Below are 17181 nucleotides of genomic sequence, written 5' to 3'. Positions count from 1 at the left end.
TTTTCGACAAAATGGAATAAAAAAACCCTCTTGCGAAGAGGGTCATAGCTCTGCCAACCATGAACGGCTTATCAGCGCGGATACTCACTGCACAATAACCATTTCATCGGTTCATCTTCCTGAATGATTGGGAAGCGACCGCTGGCTTCCAGAAACCGGTTATCGCGCTTATCATCGTTGACCATCGATATTTCCCAACCCATCACCGACGCATTTTCGGCCCAAAAACGGTGATAGAGCATGGGTGGCAAACAGACACCCTGCCCGGGTTTTAGCATCAGGGTATCGCCCGGTTTCAGCGTGCGCTGACAGCCATCAACCGCGACGCTCACGCTGCGCTGAGCATCCAGTTGTTCATCCTCCGTCGCCCATGCCAGCTGCATACAGAGGTGGCCACCGCCGCGATTCAGAATATCTTCCATCTTGTGATAGTGAAAATGCCATGGCGTTTGTTGATCCTGCTGAATCTGCAACATTTTCTCGGCATACGGTTTGGGGTAGCGCGTATCGGATAACGCGCCGTTGCGCAGGGTCAGCAGCGTCAGGCCGGTTTCATTAAAACAGCCGCTACCAAAATCGGTAATATCCCAGCCAAGCTGTAAATCACGCACTTCCTGCCACTCTTCCGCCCGCTTTTGTGACCAGAAATCGGCAGTAAACCCAGCGAACTCGGGCAAGCAGATGCGAAAGGTTTCGGCGATGGCATGGGCTTTATCAATCGCATAATTAATCTGTGAACGTTTCATTGTCGACTCCGCTTCAGCCGCAGAATGTGAATGTCGAGGCGGGTTACCCCGCCTCGTTGGGGTATTAATAGAGGCTGGCCTTGCCGGTTGAACCAAAGAGCTTCATTTTGTGGCGAATCACTTCCCGTGCAGCATTAATCGGTTCCGGGTAAATCACGTTCGGATCCCACCAGGTTTCTTTCGCCAGAATTTCGCGTGCTTTCAGGAAATAGGCATATTTCATGTCGCTGGAGATATTAATTTTGCCGACGCCAAGGGTCACGGACTCGGCAATTTCCGCATCCGGGTTAGCCGAGCCGCCATGCAGCACCAGCGGAATCGACAGACGTCCGGCGATATCGCGCAGGATGTTCATTTGCAGTTCCGGCTGCATCCCTTTCGGGTAGATGCCGTGCGCGGTACCAATCGCCACCGCCAGCGTATCCACGCCGGTACGGGCGACGAAATCTTCCGCCTGGGCCGGGTCGGTATACGTGACCTTCGACACACCGCCTTCGACGGAGGTACCGGTCTGGCCGATAGTCCCCAGCTCCCCTTCAACCGACACACCCACCGCATGCGCCAACCGCACTACTTCGGTGGTCAGAGCCACGTTTTCTTCGTAAGGCAGCAACGAGCCATCGATCATCACCGACGTAAAGCCGCACTGAATAGCGCGCAGGACATGCTCGACCGATGCGCCATGATCCAGATGCAGAGTGAACGGCACGCGGCTGCGCATAGTGATATCCCGTACGTAGCTAAAAAACGCGTCGCCAACAAAATCATGCTCGCTGGGATGGATAGAAATAATCGCTGGGGTATTTGTTGCTTCCGCCTCTTCCACCACAGCGCGAATAAAACAGCTATCCGCCACGTTAAATGCGCCAATCGCAAAGCCATGTTCACGGGTCGGTTTAAGTAATTCTTTCATTGAAACTAACATCGTTATTCTCCAGTTTCAGGGTGTAGTAAGCCCTGCCAGGGCAGATATGCGCTGGCATAGAAGGCATTACTGAAATTTAATCAGGCTTTATTGATTGAGCCGGATGCATGTAAATAGGGGACGATGGCGTCAGCACTGGCCTGCTCCATCACCGATAGCGCGTCGGCCAGCTCAATGGAGCTGTCGTGGCACAGGGTATGCAGCAGCGCCGCTTTTCCGGCTTCAAACACCGCCGCCCCAACGTTGATTTTCGCGACGCCCAACTCCGGGCAACGTTGCAGTTGATCGAACGGCGTGCCGCTCCCGCCGTGTAGCGCCAGCGGGACGGACGACACCCGCTGTAGCTGCGCCAGACGGTCGAAATCGAGCGCTGGCTTCACGCCAGGGGCATACATGCCGTGCGCCGTCCCCACGGAGACCGCCAGCAGGTCGATCCCGGTCTGTTCGATAAAGGGAGTCACATCCTCCGGCTGGGTCATTAAATCGGCATTGGTGGCCTGGTCGTAGCGCGGCGCATCCGCCAGATGTCCCAGCTCGCCTTCCACGCACAGCCCAACGCTGGCGGCCAGCTCGGTCACCGCGCGGGTTTGACGGATGTTCTCCTCCAGCGCGAACGCTGAAGCATCAATCATCAGCCCGCTAAATCCGGCGCGAAATGCCTGGCGAATCTTGATCGGGTCCTTACCGTGGTCAAGGCTCAGCGTGACGGGAACGCTCGCCTCTTCCGCCAGGACCCTGACTACCGCCGCTGCGCTAGAGGCCGGAAAGTGCGACAGGTGCCCCTGATACAGGTTGAGAATAATCGGCGCACGATATTTTTCCGCTACGCGCACCGCCGCGCGGGCGCTTTCCAGGTTCATGCAGTTAATCGCCAGCAGGGCATACCGTTCGCGCCAGGCTTTGGTCACCATACTTTTCATGTCGGCAAACATAGGGCCTCCTTTATTCGAGGGTAAAGGTGATCTCTTCGTCTTTGACTTTCTGGTCGCTCAGCTCATCGAACTCTTCATCACGCTCGGTCACCGGCTTTTTCCACAGAGACAGCATTACGCCGCAAATCACCGTGCCGATCCCAAGGGAGAGACAGAACAGCAGAGGATGGGTGAATAGCGGCACCACAAACATTCCACCGTGCGGCACCGGGCTCTCGACGCCCCAGGTCATGATCAGCCCACCGGCTACCGCCGACGCCACCACGCAGGATCCCACGACGCGCAGTAGATCGCGGGCGGCAATCGGGATCACCCCTTCGGTGATCATGCAGATCCCCATCGGGAAGGCGGCCTTCAGAGCTTCACGTTCGGCGCGGGTATATTTATGCCGGGTCAGCAGGAACGAGAGGGTGATGCCGAACGGCGGGATTATCGAACCGACAAACTTCACAGCTTCCGGGCCGTAGACGCCGCTAACCAGCAGACCATCGGCAAACAGCGACATGGTTTTATTCACCGGGCCGCCGAAGTCAAAGGTCGCCATGGCGCCAAGAATGGCTCCCAGCAGGAAGCGCGAGCCGCCCTGCATCGACTCCAGCATGTGGATTAATGCTTCCTGAAGCCAGGCGATCGGCTTGCCAATCAGGGTCATCATCAGCAAACCGCTGATCACCGTGCTTAACACCGGCAGCACCATGATCGGCATCAGCCCCTGCATCGACTTAGGCAGCCGGATATAGTGCTTCAGCGCCAGCACCGTGTAGCCGACAAGGAAGCCGCCGAGCATACCGCCAATAAACCCGGTGTGAATTTGCCCGCAGACAAAACCGACAATCAAACCCGGCGCAAATCCAGGACGGTCAGCGATGGAGTAGGCGATAGCAGCGCAGATCAAAGGTACAATCAGCCCCATGCCCCAGCCGCCAATTTGGTTTAACATCCACGGAATGGTGCCAGTTTTCTCACCAACGTTCGTCCCGCCAAGCACTTGCCCAAGCGCGATACAGATCCCAGCGGCGACAATCAGCGGTATCATCCATGAAATACCGGTTAATAAATGCTTCTTAATTTCCTGTGAGACGGGAATTTTATTCTCACTCATGGTAGATCCCTCCAGATTAAGGATCAGGCATTAGCCAGGGATTTTTCGACCTTTTCGATAAACTGAATCGGTGACTTAATAACCACTTCGGTTTTCACTCTGACAATCCGTTTATTTTTAAAACGTTCCTCACCTTTTATTTTCACGTCAATGGCAAGAATCACGACATCTGCGGCGTCAATATCTTCCGCCGCAAGTTCATTCTCGGTACCAATAGTCCCCTGCGTTTCAACTTTGACATTGTGACCCAGCGCTTTCGCGCCTTTAATGAGCTTCTCACGTGCAATATAAGTATGAGCAATCCCCGCGGTACAGGCGGCAACACAGACAATATTCATCTCGGACTCCGATAGTTATTGTTAGTAAGCATCCGATTCGGCATATTGACTAAACAAGTCAATAATCCTCTGCGGACTGGTTTCTTCGAGCAATTGTTCAATAATGTCATCATCCGCCAGCGCCCCGGCGACCTGGGACAGCAGGCGAATATGGGTGGTGTTTTGGTCTTCCAGACGCACGGCGAATAAAATAATGCAGCGAACCTGGCTACCGTCCAGCGTTTCCCAGGCAATATCCTGCTGGGTGCGGCCAATAGCGAGGGTGGTATTAATAACAGCAGACGATTTTCCATGAGGGATCGCGATATGATTTTCAAACCCCGTTGAGCCTTCTGACTCACGTTGCCAGACATCCTGAATAAAGGTTTCACGGCAGCTTATCGCACCATCTTTTTGCAATAAATCGGTTAATTCCTCGATGGCTTCCGCTTTATTCGTGGCCTGCATATCTAACAAAACGCGTTTGGTGTTTAAAATCCTGGTTATGTCCATATTCTTTACCTCATGGATATAAAATTTCATTATCTACAGCAGAGATTGCCGCTTGATGTAATTTATCGGTGACAATTTTTTCCGTAACCCGCCGGATATCGGCATCATTAAAAAATGCGCTGACATAAACCACCGGCAGATTGATTTCCGGCAGATTTATCGTCGAAATAACCAATTCAATATTATCCTGCGGTTGAAGGGTATGCAGGTTCCCCGCCGATACCACGCCGACAATAGTCCAGTCGGGGAATGCTCTTAGCACCCGACTTTTCAACAGGTGCGAGGTGCCAATACCCGTCGAACAGACCAGCAGAACGCGCTTGCTGGCGACCTGTCTTTCCATCGCGGCCTGGAAATGAACGGTTAAATAGCCAATCTCGTCGTCGGAAACTGCGCATTCTCCCCAGCCGCTGAAGACCTGATTCACCGCGCGCTGAGTCAGCGGCCAGACATCCATTAGCTCACCTTTAATATCCTCAAGCAGAGGGTTGCGAATATAAATGCGAAAATTAAGGCGGTTAATCAGCGGTTTTATATGAATAAGCAGGCCATCGTATAATGCGCTGTCGGTGGTTAAATCGATGTCAATCATGGCTGAAAAAGCGCTAATCAGACGGCTGGTCACCAGTCGGGCCTCGTCGCTCGAGTGCATGTAACGCGCCATACTGACATCATCACGCTCTTCAACCACCACGCCGGATGAGATGATGTATTGATAAATAAACCAGACTTCATCTTCCGGTAGCGAATGGACGATCCGCGCTTCAATTTTTTGCAGCATATTCTGCGCCACGCTGAAAACAGTCTCATCAAAGAGCTGATTTCCCTGTTCCCGGCGCGGTAAGGCATTCCCACGAGTAATGCGATACATCATGATCAGGATATGGGTGAAGATATTGACATAATACGGTTCACCTAACGACCAGCACAGCCTGCGCTCCATTTCCTGTAATAATGACTGAACAAATAAAACGTCTTCCTCGCCAAAATAATGGACCAGCGCTTTATAGCTTCCTGAATCCAGGCGGGAATGGATAATACAGCCGGGTTCGTTGTGATTAATTACGCCGTTAATTAACGACGCCATCGCCTGGCGAACGCGGGTTTCACTGCCTTCGATATGCGTGCCGCTCTGGCTGCGGATCAACGCTAAACCTAGCGGGGTGATCCATGACTCGATAATTTTCAGATCATTAACGATAGAGGCACTGCTAATAAAATAGCGCTCCGACAGTTTATTAATTGAGGTTTCCAGCGGTGTTTCGCTTAATAACTGCGAGGCGATTTTCACTCGCCGGGAGTTATTCATCATCACATCGCTATCTTCGCCCTCATTACTGAGTAATTGGTCTAATTGCAGCAGGTCGGTGACATTATCAGCGATTAACATCACGCCAGTACCTGAGCGCTTATCGATAATAATTTTCCACTCAGAGAGCCACTGCTGTAAAAAACGTAAATCGCGCTGAACCGTTTTTTCTGAAACATTTAAATATTCAGCGATTTTCATTAACGTAACGTATTCTCTCCGGGGCAGGAGAAATTTCAATAATCTGTTCTGTCGTGAGGTAATCATTTGCATTATTTACCCTTTTTGCATAGCAGATTAATGCCAGGCAGACATCGCGATACGACGCGAGCTCTACATAAATCATTGAGGATAAATATAAGGAGACAGGGAGTAAACAACAATACTAAATCGTGTCCGGACATCCGGACAGAAATAAAACGAAGAGGGGTATTAAGGAATAATTATAATTCAGATCACATTTCAGAAAGAAATATACGTGATAGCGATCTCAATTTACCGCAAGAATATACCAGGGGATATTTAATCGCCTTTAGCTTTAGTGCATCCCCGGAGGCGGCGCTTCACGCGCCTGTCCGGGCTACCAGCCCGCAGACGGCTGTGAACCCGTAGCCCGGTCAGCGCAGCGCCACCGGGAAGGATAAACTGAAACGGCTACGGGTCCGCAGATGGCTGCGAACCCGTGCTTCGGGATAGAAAAACCTTACAGCGTAATCGTCAGCGCGTTGCCCTGCGCGGTGACAACTGCGCCCAGCTCGCTGCCCGCCTGAGCGCCACCCTGCACGCCCGCAACCTGCGGGATATTGCGCAGACACAGCGTCCAGCCGCTGGCATCGCCTTCACCGCTAACGGTAATGGTGTTGCCCTGGCGTTTCGCCTTCAGCGTGAAGACCACCGAACCGTCCGCTGCCGGAACCTGGCAGACGGCTTCGCGGCCATCGTCGAGGTTGAACAGCTGGAAAGCGGTGCCTTCGTTCCACGCGTAGTCCGGCTTCTGGTCGTTGTTGCCCAGCGCCAGCAGGGTGTTGTCGCGCACGTAAACTGGCAGGCTCAGCACATCGTGATTCTGCTTATGCCAGCGGCTACCCTGCGCTTCGTCGTTACGCCACAAGTGCGTCCAGCGGCCTTCCGGCAGGTAGAATTGCACATCGCCCGCTTCGCTAAACACCGGTGCGACCAGCACGGAATCACCCAGCATGTACTGACGATCCAGATAGTCACAGGCCGGGTCGTGCGGGAACTCCAGCATCATTGAACGCAGCATCGGCGTACCGAACTCGTTGGCCAGCGCCGCCTGACGATACAGATACGGCATCATGCGGCATTTCAGCTGCGTGAAGTGACGTACCACGTCGCAGGACTCGTCATCGTAAGCCCACGGCACACGATAGGATTTGCTGCCGTGCAGACGGCTGTGGCTCGATAGCAGGCCGAAGGCGCACCAGCGCTTGTAGACATGAGCAGGCGCGGTGTTTTCGAAGCCGCCGATATCGTGGCTCCAGAAACCAAAGCCGGACATGCCGATCGACAGGCCGCCGCGCAGGCTTTCCGCCATGGATTCATAGTTGGCGTAGCAGTCGCCGCCCCAGTGCACCGGGAACTGTTGCGCGCCCACCGAGGCGGAACGAGCAAACAGCACCGCCTCTTTCTCGCCAACGGTCTCTTTCAGCACGTTCCACACCAGCTCGTTATAGATGAAGGCGTAGTGGTTGTGCATTTTCTGCGGGTCGGAGCCGTCAAACCACTGCACGTCGGTCGGAATGCGCTCGCCGAAGTCGGTCTTGAAGCAGTCAACACCGATATCCACCAGGCCTTTCAGCTTGTTGGCATACCACTCGCAGGCTTCCGGATTAGTGAAGTCATAAATCGCCAGGCCCGGCTGCCATTTATCCCACTGCCACAGCGAACCGTCCGGACGTTTCAGCAGGTAGCCTTTCTCGTGCAGCTCTTTAAATACCGGCGAACGCTGGCCGATATACGGGTTGATCCACACGCAGACTTTCAGACCTTTATCTTTCAGACGCTTAATCATGCCTTCCGGGTCAGGGAACGTGACCGGATCCCACTCAAAATCGCACCACTGGAAGGCTTTCATCCAGAAGCAGTCGAAGTGGAACACGTGCAGCGGCAGATCGCGCTCCGCCATACCGTCAATAAAGCTGTTAACCGTCGCTTCGTCGTAGTTGGTGGTGAACGAGGTGGTCAGCCACAGACCGAAAGACCAGGCTGGCGGCAGCGCCGGACGTCCGGTGAACTGGGTATAGCGGTTCAGCACCTCTTTCGGGGTCGGGCCGTCGATCACGAAGTATTCCAGATGCTCGCCTTCGACGCTGAACTGCACCTTAGAGACTTTCTCGGAGCCGATTTCGAAAGAGACGCGCTCAGGATGATTAACCAGCACGCCGTAGCCGCGGTTAGTCAGATAGAACGGGATATTTTTGTACGACCGTTCGGTACTGGTACCGCCATCTTCGTTCCAGGTATCGACCGTCTGACCGTTGCGCACCAGTGCGGTAAAGCGCTCGCCGAGGCCGTAAACCGTGTCGCCGACGCCAAGATCCAGGCGCTCGAACATGTAGTTGCGATTAGTGTTCGTATCCTGCACATAGCCGTCGTTTTTCAGCTGGCTGCCGGTGATACGCACGCCGTCACGCAGGAAATCCAGCGACCAGAAGTCACCTTTGGTCACGCGGGCAGTCAGGTTACCGCTCTTCAGCTCGGCAACTTCAGCGCCGTTCTGAATCTCTACCTTCACGTCTTTCAGGACGTTCAGCGGATAGTGCGGGCCGTTGTTCAGCGCACCCTGGAAGTGCTCCATGCGCACGCCAATCACCCCTTCCTGCGGGGAGAAGAAGCGCACGGTAAACAGCGGGGTATCCAGTTGAGCGGCACGCTCACGGACCTCGCGCGACGCGACATAGACCACCATTTCGTTACCCTGCTGCTCAACCTCGTACACCTGCACGGGTTGGATCAGATTGAGCCCTGGTTGGATAAGCCAGTTTCCATCACTGATTTTCATCAATAGCTTCCTCTTAGTTTTGCAATTCTTTGCCTGTCGGCGCTGAAGTGAAGTCGTGTTCGTTGCGACGCGCGCCCTGAGCCAGTTCCGCCATCATCTTTTTCAGGAACGGCGTTTTCAGGGTGTAGTAGCGTTTAGCGATAACCGCGCTCAGCAGGTAACAAGCCGCCGGAGCGAGGGTAAACAATGAGATGATGATGGTGATGGTGGCGCTGTTCTGGGTTTTGGCTGCGGCGTCGTAACCGCCACCGGCCAGCATCCAGCCAATCAGCGCGCCGCCCAGCGCCAGGCCCAGCTTGAGCACGAACAGGGTGCCCGCGAAGCTGATGCCGGTCAGGCGTTTGCCGTTGCACCATTCGCCGTAGTCAACGGTGTCGGACATCATCACCCACTGAATCGGCGTCACCAGTTGGTGCAGCACGCCAATCACGAAGATAAAGGCGAACATGGTGATTTCGGCGTCCATCGGTACGAAGAACATCGCCACGCTCAGCACTGCCAGGATGGCGTTGGTCCACCAAAAGACGCTGACTTTGCATTTCCAGTCGGTGAGCGGCTTCGCCAGCGCCGAGCCGATCAGGTTGCCGACGCAGTAGGTGGTCAGGAACACAGTAAACAGCGCAGCGGACCCCATGATCCAGGTGGTGTAATACATCATCGCGCCGCCGCGAACGCAGACCGCGAGAATGTTCAGAATGGTCAGCAAGCCAACCACGCGCCACTGATCGTTGCGCCAGATATCGCGCAGGTCTTCACGCATTGAGGTGGAGCTTGGCGGCGCTTCGACGCGTTCTTTGGTGGTGAAGAAGCAGAAGGCAAGCATCAGAAAAGCAATCACCGAGAGCACTGCGATGCCGCCCTGAAAGCCAAACGCCTTGTCTTCGCCGCCGATAAAGTTCACCAACGGCATCATCAGGACGGTCGAGAGCATGCCGCCCGCCGTCGCCAGCACAAAGCGCCAGGACTGCAGGGAGATGCGCTGCGTCGGGTTGTCGGTAATGACGCCGCCCAGAGCGCAGTACGGAATATTGACCACGGTATAGAGCAGGGTCAGCAGGGTGTAGGTAACCGCGGCGTAAATCAGCTTGCCGTTATGACTCAGGTCCGGCGTGCTGTAGGCCAGCACGCAGACGAGGCCGAACGGGATCGCGCCAAACAGTATCCACGGGCGGAATTTCCCCCAGCGGCTGCGGGTGCGGTCGGCCAGCAATCCCATGCACGGGTCGGATATCGCATCCAGCGCGCGGGCCAGCAGGAACATGGTGCCGACGTAGCCGGCAGGAATACCAAAAATATCGGTATAAAAAAACATCATATACAACATGACGTTATCAAAAATGATGTGGCTGGCGGCATCGCCCATGCCGTAGCCAATCTTCTCTTTGACGGACAAAATATGATTTTTCATAACAACACACTCATCTCTCAGCGATACCGCTTGTTGGTACCGGTTACAGAATTTGTAAACTATCTGCGCAGTAAGATGAATTGCGATATCTCATAATCAAATTACGTTTCTTGTTTTATGTGATCTCGGTAGCCTGAAAGAGTGTATAAAAGTGTAAGCCACGGATTTTGCAAGGATTTGTTTAAGAAGGTTCTGTAAAGTCCAGTTTTAACAGTAAAAAAGTGCGTTGGGGTATGTGGTTAATGCAGGAAAGTAGCTATAATGCGCCCCGCCTCCATGTAGCAATCGAGGCGCGGAAGATCGTCATCTCCGGTGAGGTGGCTGGACTTCAAATCCAGTTGGGGCCGCCAGCGGTCCCGGGCAGGTTCAACTCCTGTGATCTTCCGCCAGTTCAGCATTTCTAACCATGTGAACTTATCCAGAAAATCAGCCCTTCGGTTCAATTCCTTTAGCTTTTAGCGCGCTTCTTGCCAGGTCTTTAGGCCAGCTTGCAAGACTCACTCCTTCTTCCGCTGCCACAGCATCCAACTGTTCCTTCAATGCCGGATCAATGCGCATTTTGAACTGCGGAGACTGACCGCCGCCCTTTGGTTTTTTTCGCGCGATATGATTGACATGAGGTCACCTAAAAGTTCTTTGTATTGGTCATTAAAAGCGTTAACAGTACGCTTCAACTCGTCTGACGCCCGGAAATCTTCACTTTCTGGATGGCAGCTCCCAAATGACTCCAGGTTAATCGTCCGTCTAATGAAATTTGTGCTCTTCTGACATACTATGCGAGCCAAAGCAGGTTAACCCGGAGGCTATATGGCAAATGAACACTTAACGTCATCCCCAGCAGGTGAGTTCGTTATATTTGCCAGTGGTGATGGGAAAGTACGAGTTGAATGCCGCTTCGAGTCGGACACAATCTGGTTATCCCAAGCATCAATGGCTGATCTGTACGCTAAAGATGTGCGGACAATTAATGAGCATTTAATCAACATTTTTTCTGAAGGTGAGCTTGCTCAAAACTCAACCATCCGGAAATTCCGGATGGTTCGCCAGGAAGGAAAGCGCCAGGTTTCCAGGGAGATAGAGCACTATAATCTCGAAGCAATACTCGCCGTTGGCTATCGCGTTCGTTCCCCTCGCGGCACGCAGTTCCGTCAGTGGGCCACCCAGACGCTCCAGGAATATCTGATCAAAGGTTTTGTGATGGACGATGAGCGGCTGAAAAATCCGTCCGTTGGTTCATCGGCTGTACCCGACTATTTCGATGAAGTAGCCCTGAGGATTCCGATCCTCACAAACTATTGTGCTCGCATTTCTGCCGGGCGGCGGCTAGCGCCTTGCCCGGCCTACGCGATCTGAGATTATCTGTAGGCCTGAGCAATCCGCAACCACTTTCTCTCCCACCCGCTCCGCGACCCTCTTCGGCTCCTCAGACGAAATCACCCAGCAATCGGCTAATCCACAATACTCCTTAAAACGCTGGCGGAACTTCGCCTCTTCTTTTTCTCTGACCAGGCCAAAACCGCGCGCCAGCTGGCGTTCAACCACAATGCGCGTAGCGATATCGATATCTTCTGAAGGCAGCAGCAGTATGGAATACCCAGCCTGTCGCACAAGCTGCCGATTACTGGCAACAATCTCCGAGCAGACGTCAGTAGCAAGAAATCCCGAAGACAGCACCACTACTCGTTTTACATCCGAATCCTCCGCTAACAGGCGAGCGCATAGTGCGGCGTTCTCACGCACATAGCTTTCGTACCCATCACGCTGAATATATTCGCGGATATTTAAAATCTGCTCGCAAAACTGACTATCAAGATCGATAAGCCGATAACCCAGCGCCTGTGCCAGCAGCGCCCCAACAGTGCTTTTTCCCACCCCGCCGGGGCCAATCAGAAATAGCGTATTCATCTTTGGTTTCTCGCGTCCTTGTGACATTGTTATTTCACCAGAATACGGCGATAGTAGCCGTTTTTCTGCGCAAGCCCATCTCTTCAGACACGCTTCCCCGACTGCCCCACGCAGGCCGGAGCAGTATTGTCCTCTGTGATAACGGTACTGAACGCCACCAGGATAATAAAGAAAGCGACAAATTCAGCGCTGATCAACAATACGTCCGTCAAGCCATAAACGAACATCGACAGCATAATAAAAAGCAGCAGCAGATTATTACGCCGCACGGCAAGCAGCGCGCCGCCGATATAAAACCCCAAAATCAGCGCCAGCCCAATCACACCCTGTAGCGAGAAGGTATCGATTATCTCGTTATGCAGATGGACGTTAATGTACATCATCGCGGTTTTATTCTCCGGATGATCCTGCACATAATCGGCGCTCAAGCGTTCGCGGCTCTCCATTGATTGCCCCAACGGTTTATGAACGCCGTTATAAATACCTACTGTCCACATTGAGAAGCGCGCGCCCAGTGACGTATCGTCATTACCGGTCTGGTAAGTCGAGATTTCATGTACCGTCTGGGTGATTTTCGGTTTGATATGAGCGTTGAAGTTGATACCCACAATACAGAGAACGACCACCGCTACGCCCAGCATCGGCTTGAGCTGAATCTTTTTGAAATTAAACAGCGTGAGCAGGAAGATCAGCACTGGATACAGCCCCATCGCCGCCCGCGTACCGGTGAAGATAATGTTCAGGTACGAGATAAGCATCACCGCAACAGCCAGTATATAGGCCGGTCTTTTGCGCAGTTGAAATAACGCATAGATAAACGCCAGCGACAGCGTTGAATAGATATAGGCGGCAACCGTAGGCCGATTAATCGCCATCTCAACCCGCGAAATACCCTGCCACTCCTGGATAAAGCCATATACGGTTGCCAGCAACAGGCTAATACCCACAACGATAAGGAAAATTTTCTTCAGGGCGTTGCGGTGAAGATGATGTTTAAAGCTATCCAGATACAGTACCAGGATGCTGCCAAGCAGCAGCTTTTTACCACCGAGAAAGTGATCGTTATAGTGATTGATATGGCCGTGCTTCACCTCGTAAAAGAGAAACCACAGCATCTCCATCGCCCCAACGATCAGCGGTAGAAAGGCGACCTTCAGGCGTATTTCGCCAAGGTTTTTCCTCTCCAGAAATAGTCCCATTACACTGGCATATATCGCCAGATAGAAAAACACTCGCTGCTGGGTAGAGTCCAGCAGCAGGAATAATAGCGATGTCGCCGCCAGTATTATCGTTAGCGTATAGATATTGCGGTTTATCTTTTCCATAATGCCTGAATAGCCTTTTTCTTATAACTTAATCTCACGTCAGGAGACATAAAAAAAACCGGAGATAAGGTTGATTTTATTTTTTCTTCAACAATGCTGATTTGTTCATGAGTTAACAACTGAGCATGTTTCAGATAAATATCCAACCAATGGCAACATACCAGCCAATGAAATGAAGAGGGAAACACTCTCTCCATTCTTTTTGTACAGTTAATTAAATGGCGGATTTTTGTTTTATCCAGCACGCTGGAGAGGCTATTCGCCCGTTTGACGTAGTGATAATGCCCCTCTTTCTGGAACCAGATATTCTGCGAATGCATCAGAAAAGCAGGAAAAACGGCAAAGTCTTCATAGCAGGTCATTGATGGAATCGGCGCACAAAGATAGATATCCTTGCGAATAAACTGACCGATTAAATGCGCCTGAAAGTCTTTATGGATCAGAAAACGACGCACGGCCTCATTCTGCGGTAGCTTAACCGGCGAAAAGCCCGCCCAGTTGCTATTGATGGCGCTGAGGTTGCGGGTTTCAATCAGGTGCGTCAGCAGCAAATCGGGCCGATGCTGTTTAAGAAATACCACCGCATCGCGCAAGCTTCGCGGCTTGAGCAGATCGTCACCATCAACCATGGTGATATATTCACCACGGGCCATCTGCACCGCAATATTTCTGACTCTACCGACATTTTTCAGTTGAACTTCTCTTATCTGAACCGAAGAAAACGTCTCTGCATAACGCTCAATAATCTGCTGCGTCTTGTCATAAGAGCTGTCATTAAGCACAATGACTTCAACATCCTTTTCAAAATCAATGGCCTTTTTCACACTTTCTAGCGTCTCAGCAAGCGTTAGCTCACAATTATGCGCTGTAATGATAATGCTCAAAAAGGGCATGGGCACTCCCGTTGAATAGTCTGGCTTTATCGTTTTTGAGGGAAGCGGAGAAATATAGCTTAGAAATAAGCGACCGATTCTATTCTTACTACCAATGATTCAACGCAGAAAGGAGTAACAAAGCGTAAAAAGAAGGATAAAAAACCGCGAGAAAACAACAATCATTCATAACAAATTATAAAAGCTTGAATATACAACAACATAACAAACCAATACATTCACACCACAAATCAATAAATAAAAATCAATCAGGCTCAACAATTTGTTATACTGTAAAAGCGTTTTTTAAAATATTGATTAAGCGCTACACCACTTCTATTTATGGGCAATAAAAAAGTCCACAAGCCTTCAGGAAAACAGGTCTTGCGTATTTTCTCACTTGGAATAATGATAATTATTTCTTTTTATCAGTAACGAAACTCTTTACCAAAAGACACGATTCGTTACTTATTGCAGATCTGATTAAGTTTAAAAATCAGCCCGTACTATACCCTAAATAATTCGAGTGGCAGGAAGGCGGCGACGCAGTGAGTCCCCAGGAGCTTACTGAAGTAAGTGACTGGGGCGAGCGAGGAAAGCCAACGCACATGCAACTTGAAGTATGACGGATATATATTAATAACTAACGAAATACCCTCTCACCGCAGCAGCTCTTTAACCCTTTGAGCTTTCCCCCTCCCATCCCGCTTCAACCAGGCTACGCTTAACGCTACCGCGCAAAAAACGTTCTCCCCCTCCGTTTTATTCAACTCCGTTACACAGAAGAGGTTTTGCTATGCAGATCAACGCTATTGGTACGAACTCCGCCAGCCAGCCGCTGGGCGCTATGGCCATCACCCGCCGTGAAACGGGGCCGGATGATGTGCAGATCGCCATTGATTATTGCGGCGTCTGCCACTCCGATTTACACCAGGCGCGCTCCGAATGGGCCGGAACGCTCTACCCCTGCGTGCCGGGCCATGAAATCGTTGGCCGGGTGACCGCCGTGGGCAACCGGGTCTCCGGCTATGCCGTTGGCGATCTGGTGGGCGTCGGCTGCATGGTCGATAGCTGTAAAGCGTGCGAGGAGTGCCAGGACGGGCTGGAAAACTACTGTGACCACATGGTGCTCACCTACAACGGCCCAACGCAGGATGACCCCGGCCACACCCTGGGGGGTTACTCCCAGCAAATCGTCGTCCATCAGCGCTACGTACTGCGCGTGCGCCATCCTAAAGAGCAACTGGCCGCCGTCGCGCCGCTGCTGTGCGCGGGTATCACCACCTACTCGCCGCTGCGCCACTGGAAAGTCGGACCGGGCAAAAAAGTGGGCGTTGTCGGGATCGGCGGGCTGGGGCATATGGGGATCAAGTTGGCCCACGCCATGGGCGCCCACGTGGTGGCATTCACCACCTCAGAATCCAAGCGTGATGCGGCGCGAGAGCTGGGCGCAGATGAGGTCGTAGTGTCGCGCAACGAGGACGAGATGGCGGCGCATGTGAAAAGCTTCGACTTTATTCTCAACACCGTGGCGGCACCGCACAATCTCGATGCCTTTACCACGCTGCTTAAACGCGACGGTACGCTAACCCTGGTGGGCGCGCCCGCCACGCCGCATCCATCTCCGGAAGTGTTTAACCTGATCTTCCGTCGCCGGTCGATTGCCGGGTCGATGATCGGCGGCATTCCTGAAACCCAGGAGATGCTCGACTTTTGCGCCGAGCACGGTATCGTCGCCGATATTGAGCTGATTCGCGGCGATCAGATCAACGAAGCCTGGGAGAGAATGGTCAAAGGCGACGTGAAATACCGCTTCGTGATCGACAGCGCCACTCTCGGGGGCTAAGCGCCACGGCGAAAGGTACGCCGCCACTCCGCCGGGCTGACGCCAAAACGCGATTTAAACTGCTGGCGATAAGTCACGGCGGAGAGATAGCCCACTTCCTCTGCCACCTGTTCGATAGGTAAATCCCCGGCCTCCAACAGAAGCTGGCTGCGTCGCAGGCGTTCGGCGGAAAGCCAGTCGGCGATACTCATACCGGTCGCTTTGGCGAAATGGCGGGTCAGGGTGCGGCGGCTCATTGCCGCCACCTGCGCCAGCGAATCAAGATTATGTGGCTCGCGGATATGCTGCTGGAGATACTCAAGCAGGCCGTTAATCCGCGCGTCGCGGGTGTTTTTCGGCACTGGCTGAGCAATAAACTGCGCCTGCCCGCCCTCGCGGTGCGGCGGGACGATCATCCGCCGGGCAATCTGATTGGCGGCAAGGCTGCCGAAACGCTGGCGGATGATATACAGACAGCAGTCGAGCGCAGCCGCGGTGCCCGCCGAGGTAATAATACGCTGGTCATCGACGTACAGTGCATTGATATCCAGTTGCACCTGCGGAAACAGGCGCTGAAAATCTTGCTCGAACTCCCAGTGGGTCGCTGCCCGCTTGCCGTCCAGCAGACCGGCGTAGCCCAGCACAAATGCCCCGAGGCACAGGCCGACGATTTCAGCGCCGTTATTACGCGCTCGCACAAGGCTGTCGAGCAGCGACTGCACAGGTCGTTGGTTCACCGCACCCCAGTAAGGCACCACCACAATATCTGCCTGTTCAAGGGTCGCAAAGTCGCCGCTGGCGTTCAGCGCAAAGCCGTCGCGAGCGGTCAATAGCCCCGGTCGTTCGGCGCAAATATGCAGGTTAAAGCGTTTGGTTTCCGAGACCGTATCGCCAAACAGCATACAGGGCACCGAGTAGTGGAATGGGCTAAACCCGTCCACCGCCACAATCGCCACTTCCGTGAGTTTCATCGCCCGCTC

The 17181-nt window shown here is 52.9% G+C and carries 15 protein-coding genes, 1 tRNA gene and 1 pseudogene; 3 read left to right on the top strand and 14 right to left on the bottom strand.

The genetic code is table 11. The features are described 5' to 3' along the window. Positions 1-71: 71 nt before the first annotated feature. The 9 genes from AC07P6_RS00585 to AC07P6_RS00545 all read right to left on the bottom strand — a co-directional run bounded on the left by AC07P6_RS00585 (position 72) and on the right by AC07P6_RS00545 (position 10274). Positions 72-746, bottom strand: coding sequence for a D-lyxose/D-mannose family sugar isomerase (locus AC07P6_RS00585; RefSeq protein ID WP_478315427.1), 675 nt, complete (start codon positions 744-746; stop codon positions 72-74). A gap of 64 nt (positions 747-810) precedes the next feature. Next, positions 811-1671 carry a ketose-bisphosphate aldolase gene (locus AC07P6_RS00580; protein ID WP_181484410.1) on the bottom strand — a complete coding sequence of 287 codons (861 nt, stop codon included), beginning with the start codon at positions 1669-1671 and terminating at the stop codon, positions 811-813. A gap of 80 nt (positions 1672-1751) precedes the next feature. Next, a complete protein-coding gene (locus AC07P6_RS00575) occupies positions 1752-2603 on the bottom strand; it encodes a class II fructose-bisphosphate aldolase (RefSeq protein WP_304254261.1) in 852 nt (283 codons plus the stop codon). Positions 2604-2613: 10 nt separating this feature from the next. Beyond that, on the bottom strand, positions 2614-3705 hold the full coding sequence (locus AC07P6_RS00570) for a PTS fructose transporter subunit IIC (RefSeq protein WP_182235338.1): 1092 nt from the start codon (positions 3703-3705) through the stop codon (positions 2614-2616). 23 nt (positions 3706-3728) lie between these two features. After that, entirely contained in the window at positions 3729-4043 is a 315-nt protein-coding gene (locus AC07P6_RS00565) for a PTS fructose transporter subunit IIB (RefSeq protein WP_004126741.1), read from the bottom strand. Positions 4044-4064: 21 nt separating this feature from the next. Beyond that, the gene (locus AC07P6_RS00560; RefSeq protein ID WP_182235339.1) at positions 4065-4535 is read right to left on the bottom strand and encodes a PTS sugar transporter subunit IIA; all 471 of its coding nucleotides are present in this window, start codon (positions 4533-4535) and stop codon (positions 4065-4067) included. A gap of 10 nt (positions 4536-4545) precedes the next feature. Then, positions 4546-6117 carry a BglG family transcription antiterminator gene (locus AC07P6_RS00555; protein ID WP_478315426.1) on the bottom strand — a complete coding sequence of 524 codons (1572 nt, stop codon included), beginning with the start codon at positions 6115-6117 and terminating at the stop codon, positions 4546-4548. A 430-nt stretch (positions 6118-6547) separates the two neighbouring features. Then, positions 6548-8866 carry an alpha-xylosidase gene (gene yicI / locus AC07P6_RS00550; RefSeq protein WP_478315425.1) on the bottom strand — a complete coding sequence of 773 codons (2319 nt, stop codon included), beginning with the start codon at positions 8864-8866 and terminating at the stop codon, positions 6548-6550. 13 nt (positions 8867-8879) lie between these two features. Further along, positions 8880-10274, bottom strand: coding sequence for a glycoside-pentoside-hexuronide family transporter (locus AC07P6_RS00545; RefSeq protein ID WP_434661096.1), 1395 nt, complete (start codon positions 10272-10274; stop codon positions 8880-8882). 294 nt (positions 10275-10568) lie between these two features. Here AC07P6_RS00545 and AC07P6_RS00540 point away from each other — a divergent pair. Next, positions 10569-10663: transfer RNA gene (locus AC07P6_RS00540), tRNA-Sec, on the top strand. A 37-nt stretch (positions 10664-10700) separates the two neighbouring features. Here AC07P6_RS00540 and AC07P6_RS00535 read toward each other — a convergent pair. Beyond that, positions 10701-10832, bottom strand: coding sequence for a hypothetical protein (locus tag AC07P6_RS00535; protein WP_478315424.1), 132 nt, complete (start codon positions 10830-10832; stop codon positions 10701-10703). A 249-nt stretch (positions 10833-11081) separates the two neighbouring features. Between AC07P6_RS00535 and AC07P6_RS00530 the strand changes: the two are divergent. Then, positions 11082-11552, top strand: a pseudogene (locus AC07P6_RS00530) (virulence RhuM family protein); the annotation flags it as partial. Between the two features lie 45 nt (positions 11553-11597). On the opposite strand, the gene AC07P6_RS00525 reads toward AC07P6_RS00530, so the two are convergent. From AC07P6_RS00525 to AC07P6_RS00515, 3 genes are all read right to left on the bottom strand, one after another. Continuing rightward, positions 11598-12179 (bottom strand): shikimate kinase, encoded by a 582-nt coding sequence (locus AC07P6_RS00525; RefSeq protein WP_478315423.1) that lies wholly within the window; start codon positions 12177-12179, stop codon positions 11598-11600. An 83-nt stretch (positions 12180-12262) separates the two neighbouring features. Next, a complete protein-coding gene (locus tag AC07P6_RS00520) occupies positions 12263-13504 on the bottom strand; it encodes an O-antigen ligase family protein (protein WP_478315422.1) in 1242 nt (413 codons plus the stop codon). Next, positions 13492-14397 (bottom strand): glycosyltransferase family 2 protein, encoded by a 906-nt coding sequence (locus AC07P6_RS00515; protein WP_478315421.1) that lies wholly within the window; start codon positions 14395-14397, stop codon positions 13492-13494. The genes AC07P6_RS00520 and AC07P6_RS00515 overlap by 13 nt, the downstream gene beginning before the upstream one ends. A 775-nt stretch (positions 14398-15172) precedes the next feature. Here AC07P6_RS00515 and AC07P6_RS00510 point away from each other — a divergent pair. Beyond that, on the top strand, positions 15173-16222 hold the full coding sequence (locus AC07P6_RS00510; protein WP_478315420.1) for an NAD(P)-dependent alcohol dehydrogenase: 1050 nt from the start codon (positions 15173-15175) through the stop codon (positions 16220-16222). Here the strand turns inward: AC07P6_RS00510 and AC07P6_RS00505 are convergent. Further along, positions 16219-17172 carry a GlxA family transcriptional regulator gene (locus AC07P6_RS00505; RefSeq protein ID WP_181484398.1) on the bottom strand — a complete coding sequence of 318 codons (954 nt, stop codon included), beginning with the start codon at positions 17170-17172 and terminating at the stop codon, positions 16219-16221. The genes AC07P6_RS00510 and AC07P6_RS00505 overlap by 4 nt on opposite strands. Positions 17173-17181 lie beyond the last annotated feature (9 nt).

It is taken from the genome of Klebsiella sp. GFKo11 (genome assembly GCF_056490265.1).
Note: the sequence above shows the minus strand (reverse complement) of the source record. Positions and strands in the feature narration are given on the sequence as shown.